The sequence below is a fragment of the Bacteroidota bacterium genome (genome assembly GCA_026391695.1).
Taxonomy (GTDB): domain Bacteria; phylum Bacteroidota; class Bacteroidia; order Bacteroidales; family JAGONC01; genus JAPLDP01.
Window position 1 is genome coordinate 1 of the sequence record JAPLDP010000095.1, and the last position, 15,756, is coordinate 15,756.

The 15,756-nt window shown below is 47.7% G+C and carries 6 protein-coding genes; all 6 read right to left on the minus strand.

The window, feature by feature from the left end:
* Positions 1–1,679, minus strand: a 1,679-nt coding sequence (locus NT175_14620) for a hypothetical protein (protein ID MCX6235926.1), incomplete at its 3' end; no start/stop codon positions are given.
* A gap of 72 nt (positions 1,680–1,751) precedes the next feature.
* The gene (locus tag NT175_14625; GenBank protein ID MCX6235927.1) at positions 1,752–4,154 is read right to left on the minus strand and encodes a cohesin domain-containing protein; all 2,403 of its coding nucleotides are present in this window, start codon (positions 4,152–4,154) and stop codon (positions 1,752–1,754) included.
* Positions 4,155–4,226: 72 nt separating this feature from the next.
* Complete coding sequence (locus tag NT175_14630; protein MCX6235928.1) at positions 4,227–6,464, minus strand: hypothetical protein; 2,238 nt, start codon at positions 6,462–6,464, stop codon at positions 4,227–4,229.
* Positions 6,461–8,440, minus strand: coding sequence for a T9SS type A sorting domain-containing protein (locus tag NT175_14635; protein MCX6235929.1), 1,980 nt, complete (start codon positions 8,438–8,440; stop codon positions 6,461–6,463). Before NT175_14635 ends, NT175_14630 begins: the two co-directional genes overlap by 4 nt.
* An 89-nt stretch (positions 8,441–8,529) precedes the next feature.
* On the minus strand, positions 8,530–14,154 hold the full coding sequence (locus NT175_14640; GenBank protein ID MCX6235930.1) for a right-handed parallel beta-helix repeat-containing protein: 5,625 nt from the start codon (positions 14,152–14,154) through the stop codon (positions 8,530–8,532).
* Positions 14,151–15,756, minus strand: a 1,606-nt coding sequence (locus tag NT175_14645; GenBank protein ID MCX6235931.1) for a DUF1565 domain-containing protein, incomplete at its 5' end; no start/stop codon positions are given. The genes NT175_14645 and NT175_14640, both read right to left, overlap by 4 nt.

Sequence of the window (15,756 nt, forward strand, 5' to 3'; positions counted from 1 at the left end):
GCACAGGTAGGTTGTGTGATTGTGCCTACTGTTGGTGCTGATGGTGTGTTGACTGTCAGGGTTGCCAGCCCGTCGGTTTGTGCGGTACCGCAACTACCTGTGATAATACACCGGTAGTTGTTGCCATTCATACCTGCTGTAGCACCTGTAATCGATAGGGTACTTGTGGTTACTCCTCCATAAGTAGTGTTGTTGTTCAGATTATTCCAGGATGTGGTAAACTCCTGCCACTGATATCCGGTGATGGTTCCGGTGGCGCTGACAGAGAAGCTGGCATTGTTACCAACACATACGATCTGGTCGGCAGGCTGGGTGTCAATGGTGATGCCTTCATCCACGTTTAATACTGCTGCATTGGAGGTTGCAGGAGGCACACAGCTTCCACTGACTACACAACGGTATTGGTAGCCATCCATAGATTCTGGTGGGTTGGTGATCGTTAAAGTAGCTGAAAGGACTCCGGCGTAAACCCCTCCATTACTCAAGTTCGTCCATGTGGAGATAAACTCCTGCCATTGATAGGTAAGCCCAGACCCGGTGGCAATTACAGTATAGGTTGCCTGGCCCGAGCCGGCACAAACCGTTTGAGCAGAAGGTTGTCCAGTAATGGCCGGAGCGGTATTGACGATCAGGGTAGCCAGACCATCGGAAGTAGCTGCCGGTGTACATGTTCCTGTTACCACACAACGGTATTTATAGCCATTCATGGAGGACGGCGGATTGGTGATGGTCAACGTGGCTGAAAGGGCTCCGCTGTAAACACCTCCATTGCTGACATTTATCCAGGAGGTGATATACTCCTGCCATTGATACGTCAGTCCTGCTCCTGTGGCCGTAACGGTAAAGGAAGGTGTGCCTGTCCCGGCGCATACCGCTGCCGGGGAGACGGGTTGGCCCGTAATGGATGGAGGAACATTCACGGTGATGGCATAGTTGGCCGACACTGTCCCGTTGCCGCAACCATTCACTCCGTAAACAGTTAGATCGCCGGAAGTGGCACTACTGCTGAAGTCTATGGTTATAGAATTGGTGGTACCATTAATGGTAGCACCTGTTCCGCTATAAGCCCAGGTGTAGCTGGTAGCATTGGTAATGGCGGGCACGCTGTAAGCAACCCCGCTCTGTGACTGACATATAGTGGCCGTGCCGGTGATGGTGCCAGCATCACCGGGAGATGGCTGTTGTGCCGGGGAATTGTAAAGGATCCCAGTTTTATCTGAACCGTTGATTTCAAAGTAGAAGGCCCCATTGACTATATTTTTTACATAATCATCATCTGCTATCTCAAATGACGGACAGGGAGGAGAGGTGAAGGTAAAAGTCTGTACTACGATTTCCTGGTCGGCCGACCAGGTCAAAGCATTACCTCCGGCTGTGGCATATATCTGATAATAATATCCATTATCCGTCAATGTCGGTCCCTGAGGAGTGAAATTATAAGGATAGATTGTCGAACCCGAGAAAATGGTGTCGATGCCACTGCTGGTCGGCCACTTGACAGTAAACTGAGCGTTGGTAATGTAACGGGTGCCGTCTTCTGCATAATTGGGCCGTATGCGGATCTCCATCTGGTTGGCAGTAGTTGAAGCAAAGATTCCAAAGTCAACCTGGTATGTTCCGCTGACCTTGCCAAAAGCTATGGCTATTATCGCTGGTATCAGTAATAGTATCTTTTTCATATCTGGGAATTAATATAGATTAATCGTAATACGTTATTTTCCATTGATCTACTCTTGAAAGTGTTTGTTTCTTTATGGTACTACCCCCTGGTATATTGAGGTGAGAAATGTGGGTACGATGAATTTTCCAATGTTAGCGATGATGATGCCCTGATCGTTACCGGGTCCACTATACTTGACCACAGAGTTCATATTCAGATCTTCACTGTAGTAGCCTGTGATGAAAGAGGTCAGGGTTGCCGGTGGTGGTGGAGTATAAATCGCCGAGATCTTTGCGATGATCAACGCTTTGTCGTTATTCTTTCCGCTGTATATTAGCTTGTTATCCATGTTGATATCGCCAGCAATCTGTCCATAAACACCGGTCTCCAGCAGGATCACACCATTTGTTGAGCCGTAAACGTTGACAGGCGGATTAGTAGTAAAATCATGCCTGGTACCGGATGTGTTCGGAAGAGGGATGGCTCCGGAAGTCATCACCCGGAGGTGATTGCGGTGATAGATCACCACATAATAGGAGTTGCCGGGTATGATCTCATGAAATACCGGCGGATTTAGCTGGTCCGTGCTAACGATGTTCCCATTGGCAAGCAACAGGGCTGCCTGACGAACAACTTTCGTTTCCGGTGCAGTACCGATTCTAAGTTCGATGACTACCCAATCGACCACCGAAGTTGTAAAAGAAACCACTGATTCACCGCCGTTGTATGCAAGGGGTGTGGTAGCATAGGGTTGTGCGACAGGCAGGAAGCCCGCATCTTTCAGATCCGTTCTCATCAGATGTGTCGTGGTATTATAAGCACCTTGCAGGAAGTCCTTCACATACAATCCACAATTCAGGCTGGCTCCGGTAGCTCCCGTATTGTCGATCGCATTGGTGGCTTCATAATTGGCAACTTCCACATAATAACCGGTATTCAGTCCTGGCTCACCCGTGTCGTAATCATCAGCAATGATGATGAAATCGGCAGTCCCATCCCCTGTTGCACTGATGGAAAATGTCATGATGGTATTTTCAGAATCCGCAGCCCAGTCAACAGGGTATATTGTCGTTGATGAAAACGTAACATAATAATTACCCTCAAAAAGCACTCTGCTGCCTTGCTGGGCCAGGCCAGGCCATTGAACCGATACTTCTTCAATCTGTACGTCCGAGCCATCCACCGCAGGCCAGGAAATGGTAAAAATGATCTTCGTCAGGTTTTGATTTACTGCTTCCTGGGGTTTCAACTTCACGGTAAACTCTCCGCAATTGGTATTTTTCTGCAGGATGATATCCAACGGATATTCATTTACTGTAATCACGGCCTCACCTGAGATATTCCCCGGCAAGGCTGCACATACCGCATCACTGAGCGCTGTAGCGGTATAAGTCCTTGTGCTTAAGGGTGAAACGCTGACAATGTATGGGGTTGAAGCAATGCCTGTCTCTGTTACCGGTGTAGTTCCATCTGTATAGGTCAAATTCCAGGGTGGTGTTCCTGTCAGAGTGAAAGTTATATCTGTTGATTGGCCCTTGTTGATGGTGGCTGTGCCGCTCACCACCACCGTTGGACGTGAATGTTCACTGATGGAGCCATCGAAATAATACGATGATTGAGGTTCATCATAACAGGGGATAAAATCCGGTGGACCTGATGCATATTCGCAGGAAGTGCCGTCATCATACCAGGTCAGGTCTGAGTGGCCTCCGTGATACAGAAAATTCATGATAAAGAGGACGGAGCCATCGTCGAGGCTGACCGGCAGTTCACCTTCCTCCAAATAGCCGGAGGCGATCGCTGTTCCATCCACCACTGCTTGTACTGTAAAATTATCCGGTAAACCGGGATGTGGCGTGAATCCCTGATAATCCAGCACATCAGGATCATAGTTCACGGTGAGCGATATGACTCCAATATTGTTAAATGAGTTGACTGTTACAGGAAACAGAACGATATCGTTGGCACAGGCAATTTGGTCAGATATTGTGGTCTGAGGTGCAAACGCCTGAAAACCCAGTTCACCGGGTAAATAAAAGGCAGAGGCTGGACTATCATTCAGTACTGTATACTCCCCACCATCAAATTTTGCATACTCACAGGAAATGCCGTCATCATACCAGTTCAGGCTGGTGCTACCGGAAGACACCTTCAAAAAAGTGATCGTAAACAACACCGAACCATCCGTGAGCGTGATACCTGACAGGCTCATCCAACTTATAATTATGATTCCTGACGTAGTTGTATTATATAAAAATTCCCCACTCAATCCGGGATTTGGTTCAACAGTCGTAGCCAGGGCCACCGAAGCATCGTACTGCAAAGTCAGGGATATGGCTCCAATGTCGTTGAAGTTGATCACACTTATGGTTACCGTTGCTAGCGGTCCTGGATCAATGACTTCGGCTGCTTGTGTTACGGGTGCATCCTGGGCAAACACCTCCAATGCCATGAAGATAAACGGTAAAAGAATTAAGAATAAATTAGTCCTCATTCTATCTATAATATTCAGTTTTATTACAATTCATGTTATTCTTTTAAATTCTGTTCATCCATGACCATGATGTTAAGGGTTCTGACCGGCATAACTCACCGGCACCTGCCCCTGGTAAACCGTTGTTAATATTGTAGGATTAGTCAGAGCGTCAATATTTGAAAAAATGATCCCCTGGTCGTTTTGGGAACCGCTGTATTTGACCACAGAATTCATATTCAGATCTTCATTGTAATAGCCTGTGATGACAGAGTTCAGTGTTGCGGGTGGTGGCGTATAGACGGCGATGATCTTCGCGATGATCAACCCCCTGTCGTTGCCGGGTCCTGAAAACTTCAGACAGTTGTCATGGTTGAGGTCGCCGGTTATCTGGCCATAGACTCCGTCTTCGAGTGGCAGCACGGCAGCGTTGGTAGTGGAATACACATTGGCAGAGGGATTGGTGGTGAAGTCATGCCTGGTAGCAGCGGTATTGGGCAGGATCACCGCGTTTGCAGTCATCACCGGCAGGTGTGAACGGTGATAGACCACCACATAATAAGCATTGCCCGGGATAAAGGAATGGAATACAAGAGGTGAAGTGCCATTGGTATCCATAAGGGTGCCATCGTTTTTCAGGAGACCTACCCTCCGGCCGACCATTGTATTGGCGGCCGTACCTGTCCGCAGTTCCACCAGCACCCAGTCTACTGTACCCGGGGGATATGAAGCAATTTGTTCTGAACCGGTATAAAGCCATGGTGCCGTATTGTAAGGTTGTACCATAGGGAGAAAGTTGGTGGTAACCAGATCCGTGTGCATCAGGTGAGTGGCCGCACTATATGGCCCCTGCAGGAAGTCCTTCACGTAAAGCCCGCAATTGAGAGAAGCGCCGTTGGCATTGTTGGTGATGCTGCCCGTCGCCTCCACGGAACTCACCTCGACATAATAGCCGGTATTCAGCCCGGGTGGCTCCGTACTATAATCCTCCGGGATAATGGTGAAGTCGCTTTCTCCGTCGCCTGTTCCTGTATGACGGAAGGTCATAATGGTGTTTTCGGTATTGGCTCCCCAGTTGACAGCATAGGCTGTCAGAGAACGAAATGTTACATAATAATTCCCATCGAATAGCTCTCTGCCGCCCAGTTGTTGCAACCCCGGCCAGGTGGCGGTGATGTCCTTCAACTGAACATCAGAACCTGTGGTGGCAGCCCATTTCACAGTAAAAATGATTTTTGTGAGGGTGGCCTCCAATAAATCCAGCGGCTTCAATTTCACAACAAACTCTCCGCAGTTACTACTTTTCTGTAATATAATGTCTATTAGAACCACTTCAGAACCTCCTCCCACGTTTCCGTTTATATAATAATCGTCAAATGGCATATCAATTAGCTCATCGCCCACTCCGTCGGCATATTCGCAGGAAGGTCCGTTGTCGAACCAGTTCAGCGTGGTGGTGGTGCCGTTGTCTGTGGAATAAATGAAGTTCAGCGTGCAGAGTGTGTCTCCGTCTGGAAGACTCACAGCGGTACCATACCACTGTATAACAATCATTTTTTTCGTCCCTATACCTGGAATACTGCCTACCAGAAAGTTAGAACCGAAAGCGGGGTTCTTCGTAAAGGAATTCTGATAGGTTATGATCGTCGAGTCATACTCCAGATAAAGCGTGAGCGCTCCGATACTGATAAAGTCATTCACCGTTACCGGTACAGGAAGTGCCCCCGGCTCCGGGTCTGTTATAACAGGTGCAAAAGTTACAGGGGCGCCGCGATAGGAGATGCCTCCATTTTTATAAAAAAGATATTTAGGTTCGTCGTTCAGTATAATAAGAGATCCACTAACATAGCGTTTATATCGACAAATCGAACCAAAGTAATAGCTCCAACTAAGAATACCGGTACCTGTAATATAGGAGAAGGTCAGGTTCGAAAGAGCTGAACCATCATCCAGACTGATATTTGACACGCCTGTCCACGCGAAAATTAGCTTACCCAAAGTGTTACCCGAAGGGGAATAATAGGTTACACTCATTCCGGTTAGCAAAGGATTTGTGGTAGCTGAAATAAAATGCACCCGGGTGGTGTCGAATTGTAATGTGAGTGTAAACTGACCGATATCATTGAAGCCGGTTACGGTAATGGGAATCGGTACTGAAGTGGCACCTGGTATGGCATCGGTGACTATCCCTGCGTAGGTAATGGGTGCGTCATCAGCCCGCACCGGCAGACTAAACATGTGAAAAAACAGCAGCAGGGAAAGGAAACCTATTCCTCTCAGCAGTCCGTAATATTTATTGCATGTAACTCGCATAAAATGGGGTGAGGTCATTGAACAATGAGTTTATAAGCAAATTTTTCGTATTTAGTGCTGATCACCAGGAAATACAAACCTGGTTGCAGATGCTGAATATTCAAAGTCATATTGCTTTTGCCTGCAAGAGGATCCACATGAAAAGTTTCCTCCTCTTTTCCCTGTATCGTAAAAATTTGTATCTTCTCTATGTCCGGCATGGCTGTTTTTGATCGTATGACGATGAAATCCATTGCCGGATTTGGTTCTATTAAAAACGGGCTATTTTCAGGCTGGTAGGACCCAATCATTACAAAATAAATTTCGTTTGAGGGTTCCGAAGCACAACCGTTCAGCGTGACGATATCGAAATAATTAGCATTCATAGCCGGTTGGTATACCTGATTGATGGCACCCGGAATCAGGATGCCCTCCTGATACCATTGATTGCCGTAGTAGGCTGAAGAGATCAATGAATTTCCATACTGGGTGATCACCGGTGTGGGAGGAACAGGAAATACGGTCACTTCCGCTGCACCGGAGGTTGTACCGTTACAATGTTCATCATACAGCGAAAGGATCGTGTACACTCCTGGTTGAGAAGCCACGATGGTACAGGGTGTCGTATATTGTTCCGGAACGAACCAGGTTGTCAGACCATTGGAATAATAGAACGACCAGGGAGGTGATCCTGTCAGATCAACAGTAAGATTAGTTGTCAGACCATCACCACACAGGGTATCTCCTCCTGAAATAGATGCAGTGGAAAGCTGATAAACCGTCAGCATCGTTGATCCTGAAACAGTGGTAAAACCGTCGAAAACAGAGAGATGATATGTTTTGGAAGAATCGGGTGTAACCATAGGATTCGCCTGGTCGGATGTCCAGGACGGGGAATCCGGCGGTGTGCACGTCCATGTATAGGCATAATTTCCTGAACCACTGCCTGTATTGGCAAACAATTGCGAAGTATCCCCTCTGCAAATGTCGCCCGGAATGCATACTGGATTGGTAGTCAGAGGACCACCAATGATCGTGACGATCACTTCATCTAAGCTCTGACATGGTCCGGACAGGTTGGTGACTAAGAGTGTAAAAACCGTTGTGGTGGTGAGATTGATTGTTTGTGGATCCTGTACATTGGGATCCATCAGCAGGTCTTCGGGAGACCAATGATAGCTGAACGAGCCTGTCCCTCCTGAAGCGCCATGAAGGGTTGCAGAAGTTCCATAAGGAATTATGGTGTCATTACCTGCATCGGCAACCGGCAGTTCATTAACGGTAATCCCAAGCTCTGATAAAGGTCCGCTTTCACAGATGTTGACACCTTGCACTCCAATGTTTCCGGATATTGCATCAATAGAGAAATCCACCAGGATCGAATTGGTGTGATTGCCACTGATAATGGTCGCACCTGCAGGTACGAACCAGTTATAGCTGGTGGCATTGACAACCGGCTGAACGCTATAGTTAATTCTTCTTTCTCCCTGGCAGAGGCTGGTTGGGCCGGTGATAGGTCCGGGGCTTCCCAAAAAACCGCATACATACCCATTGATATAATAGGTGATGGCCGGTACATCATTCAACACATTGCCACTATCATCCGCATATTCGCAGGAAGAGCCGTCATCAAACCACATCAATTCAGTAAATCCATTGATATAGGTGAAAGAAAGTGTCAATATCGCACTTCCATCAGGTAAGGAAGTGCCCAAGCCATACCATCCCATCACAACACGATGTTTCCCGTTACCGGGATCCGTATCACCTATGGCAGCAGAGGATAATTGGGTATGCGGTGTACCCTGAAGAAAATGCATGACGGAATAGTCGTACTCCAGGGTGAGGGAGACCGCTCCTATATTTGTGAAACCTGTAACGGTAACAGGCACGATGATCTCACCCGGAATTGCTCCTGGCACAGTTGCTGCTGTGGTTACAGGTGCATTTTGCGCCTGCATTGTCAGCGATACAAATAGAAAAAATCCAGATAAAATAACAACTATCTTCTTCACGGATAGGGTTTTAGCTCTGGTTTACCCCATTTCCTCTCCCCGGAGGGGAGAGGATAGGGAGGGTGTATTTGGAGGTTACTCCGATTATTTTAGAATTTGTTACTGTGATTGACAAGTTTGATAGAACGGCTTATCACATCGCTGACAGTCGTGAGTTTGATGGTAGCCGTGTACAAACCCGGTATGAGGTCAGTTGCGTCGAACTTCACTGTATAATCCCCGCTTGACTGCATTTCATCCACCAGAATTTTCATAGTATTACCTAATATTCCTTGGATTTCGAGGGTAACCTTTCCATTAAACGGCAACGAGTATTTAATCATCGTGTATTCGTTGAACGGATTGGGATAACTCGTCAATATGAGCCTGTTGTCAACCGGATGTTCTTCGATCCCGACTGCGGAAGCCTCGATCACATCGACGCTCAGCATGACATTGTCAATCACATTGTATTCATCATCTGCCAGTTCATTCAGCGGATCCGGCACCATGGTGAGCCTGATGGAATTTCCCTGTACGAATTCGTTTGACGTTTTCAACTTCAGGGTCACCAGGTCTGCGCCATCAGTCAGGTAAAGCGGTTGTTGTGTATTCCATCCGATCCGCAGTTCATTGCCATTGACGGCCCAATCGAGCTGACCACTGGCACTGGCCACACTGACATCCATTACCTGTACCAGTTCATCCGGGAAATTCAGGATCAGGGAGATGGCACCGACACCGGAGGCGTTCACCAGCCGGACAGGTAATTCGAATTCCCGGTTGGAGCCAATCTTCTTGGTCTCGTCATAGATGAGCTGCATGGTCAGGAGGGCTGATTTCAATGGACCAGGTGTAAAGCTGCGGTTGAAGTCGCCTGTAACTAACCCGTAGAAGTTCGCTGTGACAGCACTGCTTGTCACTGTTATGTCTCCCTGTAGACTACCTGCCGGTGTCGGGCTGCTAATGGTCCAATCATCAACTTCCCAGAAGGTCCAGCGCGGTCTGTCGAAGGCTTCTCCAAAGACAAAGTACCTCTGAATTAACTGGGCATCATTTGAAGAGAGGGCGGCATCGAAGTTAACATCACCCGCATAGAACCTCACTTTCTCGATGGCATAGGGAGCGGTGGGCCAGTAGTTCACCTGGGCGGCATCGGTTGAGTTGATGCTGCCTACAGGTTTGACAGTGCTAAGAAGCACGTCATAGGTGCCGGGGCAGACGTTGGGGAAAGAATACTGACCGGAACCATCCGTTTTTACCTCGCCGGAGGCGGGGTAAACTTTACTACCGTCCTGATCGAGTTCAACCTTCACATTATTCATTATCGTATTAGCAGTGTTGTAATATGTAATTGTACCGCTGACGGAGATAGCTGCGGGTTCTGTGACATCCACATCACCCAGGTCGATCACGCAGGAAGTATACACTTTGTCGCGGATATAAACGGGGTACAGGGCTGGAGGTAAGTTCTCAAAGAGTCCACCATCCTGCCAGTTTGTACCGTCTATGCTGTACTGGTATGTGCCATAACCGCCGTCAGGATCGCTGACAGTGATTGTACCGTCATCAGCATCGTAGCATGTCACATCAGTATGGTTAACCGTGGCAGACAGTTCGTCCGGTTGTGTCACATCCAGGGTACCAGACACCTTGCAAAGATTAGCATCCGTTACACTCCAGTTATAGCCTGTACCTGCCGGTATGTTTGTGAAGACACCCGTTGACTGAGTTATTCCGTCGAAAGTATAGGAATAAGCAGTAATACCTCCACTTGCTGTTATAGTCACGGTTGCCTTATCACCATAGCAGGTGATTTCCGTGGTTATATCTGCTGATGCAGAGAGTTTATACACATCATTCCAGCTTACATCCTTCCACGGTTCATAGCTTACACCTGTTTCGTCTGTTATGGCATCGCCATCGCCGCAAGGATTGCTGGCTACTTTTGGGCCTGTGTCATCTCCCCACCAGTTTCTGGTTGCATTCACAGTAGCCCCGCCAAAGTTATTCATGCCATGAGGCGAGTTGCCGTGGATCTTGTTTCCGATAGCGATGTTGCCGGTTCCGGCGCCATAGAATATGATGCCGGCGTCGCAATTGGTGATATCATTGGCATTGGCAAGGCTGCCGTCTCCAATGGTATTGTTGGCGGAAGTGCCTTCCAGTCCGATACCCCATCCGCAGGCTCCGGGTGTACTATTATCGCCGCTATGAATATTGGAAACAGTGTTACTTTTTATAACATTGTTATCCGAGCCAACTATAGCAATACCATTCCAACACAATCCACTATTATCTATCTGGTTGCCCAATATTTGGTTATTCGAGGAACCTGAGCTACTTTCTATACCGTTCGTCGCAAAGTCCGTAATGATATTGTCCGCCACAGTACAATAGTTGGAAGCCTCAAGCAAAATACCGACATTCTGACTATTAGTGATCACATTGGGATCGATCAACACATATTCAGAATATGAGGCTGCTATCGGAATAGTTCCACCAGTAATTGTATTAGAATGGATCTCTCCTGAATAGGATAAGCCTGATGGTATGGTATTTATATAACGATACTGGATACCCTCGGCGCCAGCATAAGGATATAATTTGTTGTTGCTCGTAACGACATAAGGATCTGGCAGGTTATCAGTTCCATAAACAACGATACCCATGATCGTATAATCCCTCACCGTATTATTATCCAGTGTCAGATTTGAACTCTCCAACACCCTGATTCCGGTGACTGATGGATCTGATGTGCTGAATCCCTTGATTTCGCAGTTAAATAATCCGGCATCAGCAATCGTGGGATCGGCAACTTTTCGGAAATATACCCCAGTATAGCGGTCTCCGATATGGGTTTGTCCATTGGCGTCGAAAGTAAATCCCGTCACTTTAACGCTGATTGGCGTCCCATATATCGGATCGGACGGGTAAGCAGCAAGCAGGTAATCTGTAACCCAGTCATCGCCAGCCCAATTTTCGGATGTGTAGCCAGGTGCAGTAATCCTACCACTCGCCGGTGCTTTAACAAGTGAAGTACCACCACTATAACCTCCATCCATCACGATGTCTTTATGGATCGTGACTTGTTCAGGATAAGTTCCATCGTAAACATGGACTGTTCCACCGGTACCCAGTTCGAGGCGGTCAACACCGTCCTGGATCTTGTTGAACTTGTCGCAATGCCAACCCGGTGTTGATGAATTATAATCATCATCAACATAGACAATCGTTGGCAGTGATGCACCCGATACCGACCCATTAATATAATAGGTACCTGTCGGGTCATCGCAGAACGGCACATAATCCGGCGGGCCGGAACCATATTCACACCATGAATCGTCACTGTTATTCCAGGTCAGGGCGGTACTTCCGTTGATGTAATTGAACTTCAGGGTGATCAGGACATCGCCGTCATCCAGGTTGGCTGGAGGATCGGGTATACCCGAAATCGAAATGATCCCAGTGGAGCCGGTTTCATTGGCACTGCAAAAATCGATCAGGCCTGAATTGTTTGTGTAGGAGTCGAAAGTCATCACACTCTTATCATAGTTCAATGTCAATGTGATGGCGCCAACCTCCTTGAATGAGGTTACCGTGATAGGAAACTCAATGAGTGTACCGGGGCAAGCCGCCACGATATCCGGCGCCGTGGTGATCGGCCCGATGTAAACCTTGGCATAGCCACTGCCCGTATTCGTGCAGCCATTGCCATCGGTCACGCTGGTGACCGTGTACGTTGTGTTAGCGGTTGGGTAAACATCGAATGTGGAAGGACTTGAGGTTGCTGTCACTTCATATGTGGTTGTTCCTCCGTCATCACTCCAATAATATGTCCAGGGTGATTCGCCGGTCAGTGCCACACTCAAAGTAGCGGTACCGCCGGAACAAACAGAGGTGGACCCACTGATGACAGCGGTGGGAAGAGCATGGTAGATCAGCGAAATATTATCCGTATGGTACACATATTCTTCCCCCTCCAGGTGTACGATAGCGTCAATGGTCAGGTTATAGGTGTTCCCCACCAGGTCATTGCCATACACAGTGAAATCCCAGATGTCAGTTCTACCGCTGTGGCCGTTCAACGGGAATGGCGGCAATCCCACGATCGTGGATAGCAATATCGAATTGGTTGCCGAAAGTAAGGTATAAGTGCCTGGTGCAGAACCGTTGTAACTCCAGTCAATCTTGGTGCCTGCCGGCATATCGACGTCGGAGTTGATCCTGGCATCGGTGGTAATCGACAGATCCACATTCTGGATCTCCGGATAGATATTCGTGGCCGTGAACGACGCGGAGTTAGTGCAGGTCTCCACAGGAGAAGTGGTTAGACTAAAGTCAACATCGGTAAATACATCGAAGAATGAATCGGGCACTCCGAGGTAATTGTTACAACCTGTCTTGGAAGTGTAAGAGACTGCCTGGATGGTGACATCGGTTGTGGATTCATCAGTAGCTCCTTCCAGGTAAATCTTCCAGTTGATGACCTTATTGGAATGTCCGACAAGCGGATAGGCTATGCCGAGGATATCACTGAGATAAACACTGACCTTTCCTTCCAGGTTATAAGCCGGGGAAATCGGAATCGGGACAGGAGGATTAGCTCCATCCGTATAAATCAGTTTAAACACTTTTACACCAGCCGGGAAGGTAGTGGTGGTAGAGATCAGCGCATCGGTGAGGATGTCCGGGTCATAACCTGTGAGGTCAGGATACGAAACCGTTTCACTCAGGATGAGCGGAGTCTTAGAAACGGTCTTCATATCCAGTACCCCTGACAGGGTCAGTTCCGGCAGTCCATTCAGGGTGGTCATGCCAGACTGGTAGTACCATGGAGAGTAGGTGACATTATCCGAAACCGCATTCCCTAATCCGCAGGGATTGGTTACCGGATGGAATGGTCCGGTAGCATCACCCCACCAGTTCTCAGTGGCATTGAGTGTGCCCGTACCGAGATTGGAGATACCATAGGTGGTATTCCCAACTCCAGCAGTAATATCGATGCCAATCGAGCTGTTGGTAAAGCTGTTGTCAGTCAGCGTGAGGTTGGTCAGCGTGGTGCCGACGGTTTCTACTTTCAGCTTCATGCCACTTAAGACGTTTAAGTCAAAGGTGTTACCCGTGAACGCATTGTCGTTTCCACTATTTATGCGGATACCGTATTGGGTGTTCGAGTTTGCTGTATTGTTCGTGAACGTGTTGTTGTCGCTCCCGGTACTACCTGGAACAGGCCCAACAACCAAGTAGAAGCCGTTTTTGCCGTTCGAGTTTGCAATGTTTTCCGTGAACGTGTTGTTGTCAGCAGACTCCATTTTGAAGCCGTAGTTGGTGTTCGAGCTGGCGATGTTCGCGTCAGCAGGGTCGATGCTGCCGAACGTGTTGTAGTCCGAATGATACAGCTCAAAGCCCTGATAGTTGCTCGTAAGGGTATTTTTCGTGAACGTATTGAGGTTGCTCCCGGAACCCAGCCAGATGCCGTCGAAGTTGCCCGTTAAAATATTATTGGAGATATTGCAGAGTGTAACGTCATTACCAAGATATATCCCTGCTTGTCCTCCTCCGGTTGCGCCTGTGATTGTGAATCCCGTGATGGTCACGTTACTTGCAGTCACCGTAAAGACGGATACGTTTGGATTCGCCGCAGTCACCGTAGCGCCGCCCGGATCTTGCAGGGTGAGCGATTTATTCACAGTTACATTCTCGGTATAAGTGTTGGCCGATACGCTTATCACATCAAATGGATCGGCAGCGTCAATAGCTGCCTGGATCGTGCAATAGTAAAAGTTACATTAAGCGAAACTTTATCTCCGGTGCCACAGGGATTGGTTGAAGGATTATTCTGCGAAGTAGTAGGCCCTGAAGGTTCGCCCCACCAGTTGTGGGTGGCGACTACAGCCGTTGTTGTGTTGTAATTATATAAACCCCATGGTTCATTGTCATAAATTTTATTGCCTATGGCAGTATTACCTGTGCCTGTGGCAGTATAATCTGCTTCTGTACCGAAAAATACTATACCAGCCTCGCCAGCACTTATTTCATTTGCATTTCCTGGCGTATCATCACCAATGGTGTTATTGGAAGAACTACTTCCTTGAATACTGATACCCCATCCGCATGCATATACTGAGCTGATATCACCGGATTTAACGTTGGTTATCTTATTTTTGAGAATTGAAGTATTGCTTGCTTCAATAATCTGAATACCATTTAGCCCATAATCTATTGTATTATGATAGATACTGCCTGAGGTTGTATACCAATATAGAATACTAGCGAAGGCTGATCCCGCATTATAAGTATTATCGCTGGTTGCTACAACCACGGCATCATAACCTGCATAACCGTAAACATTGGTACCAAATTCATTAAAATCACTAAACGTGTTTCCATGGATTGTAAGATTGCATTTGTCTTCTACCCATATTCCGGATGTTTCGGTATCGGTATTTAGGAATCCCTTAACCTCACAATTGAAAAGTCCTGCATCGGCAATATCTACATCAGACACCTGACGGAAGAAAACACCAGGATATCTGGTGCCATTAACCATAGCCAGGTTATCGGCATCAAATGTAAAGCCCGTGATCTTAACGCTAATAGGAGTCCCTAAAGTTACAGGATAGGCGGCAACAATATAATCTGCCTGGAAATCACTTCCAGCGCTGAATGCCGGAGCTGTTCCGGTTCTGCCAGCAGAAGCTTTAACGATGGTCACATTTCTGCCTGCACCCTCGAGGGTTAGGTCTTTTTGTACCAGCACCTGTTCGGTGTATGTCCCTGCATCCACCCGAATCTTATCTCCTGCAATTGCTACAGAGATAGCTTTCATTATGGTAAGTAGCGGAGCATCCGTGGTGCCGGGATTGTCGTCATCACCGGTCGCATCGGTGCACCAGAGTTCCGTCCCGTTATCTACGGCGTCGTTCACATAGATTTCTTCACCATAGACGATCACATCAACACTTGCCGTGGCTGTACAGCCGTTGGCATCGATAACGGTGACGTAATAAGTACCTGTATTGCTAGGTGACGCTGGATCAATTGTTACATTCTCGTCTATCCCTGAGTATCCTGGCCCTGTCCATACAAAATCGTAAGGTGCAGTACCACCCGTTACATTCGAATTTATAACCAATGGTTCACCGTGATTGACGGGGGGAGTGTAGGATGGAGATAGGCTGGGTAAGGGATTAAATGTGACGGTCATGTCATCGTCTACCTCACCGCAAGGAGCTGCGGTGTTGGTCGTATAGGTCAATACCACGGAACCAGCCGCAATATCTGCAGCAGCAGGTGTATAGACATCATCTGCCCATGTGCCTGCGCCACCGGAC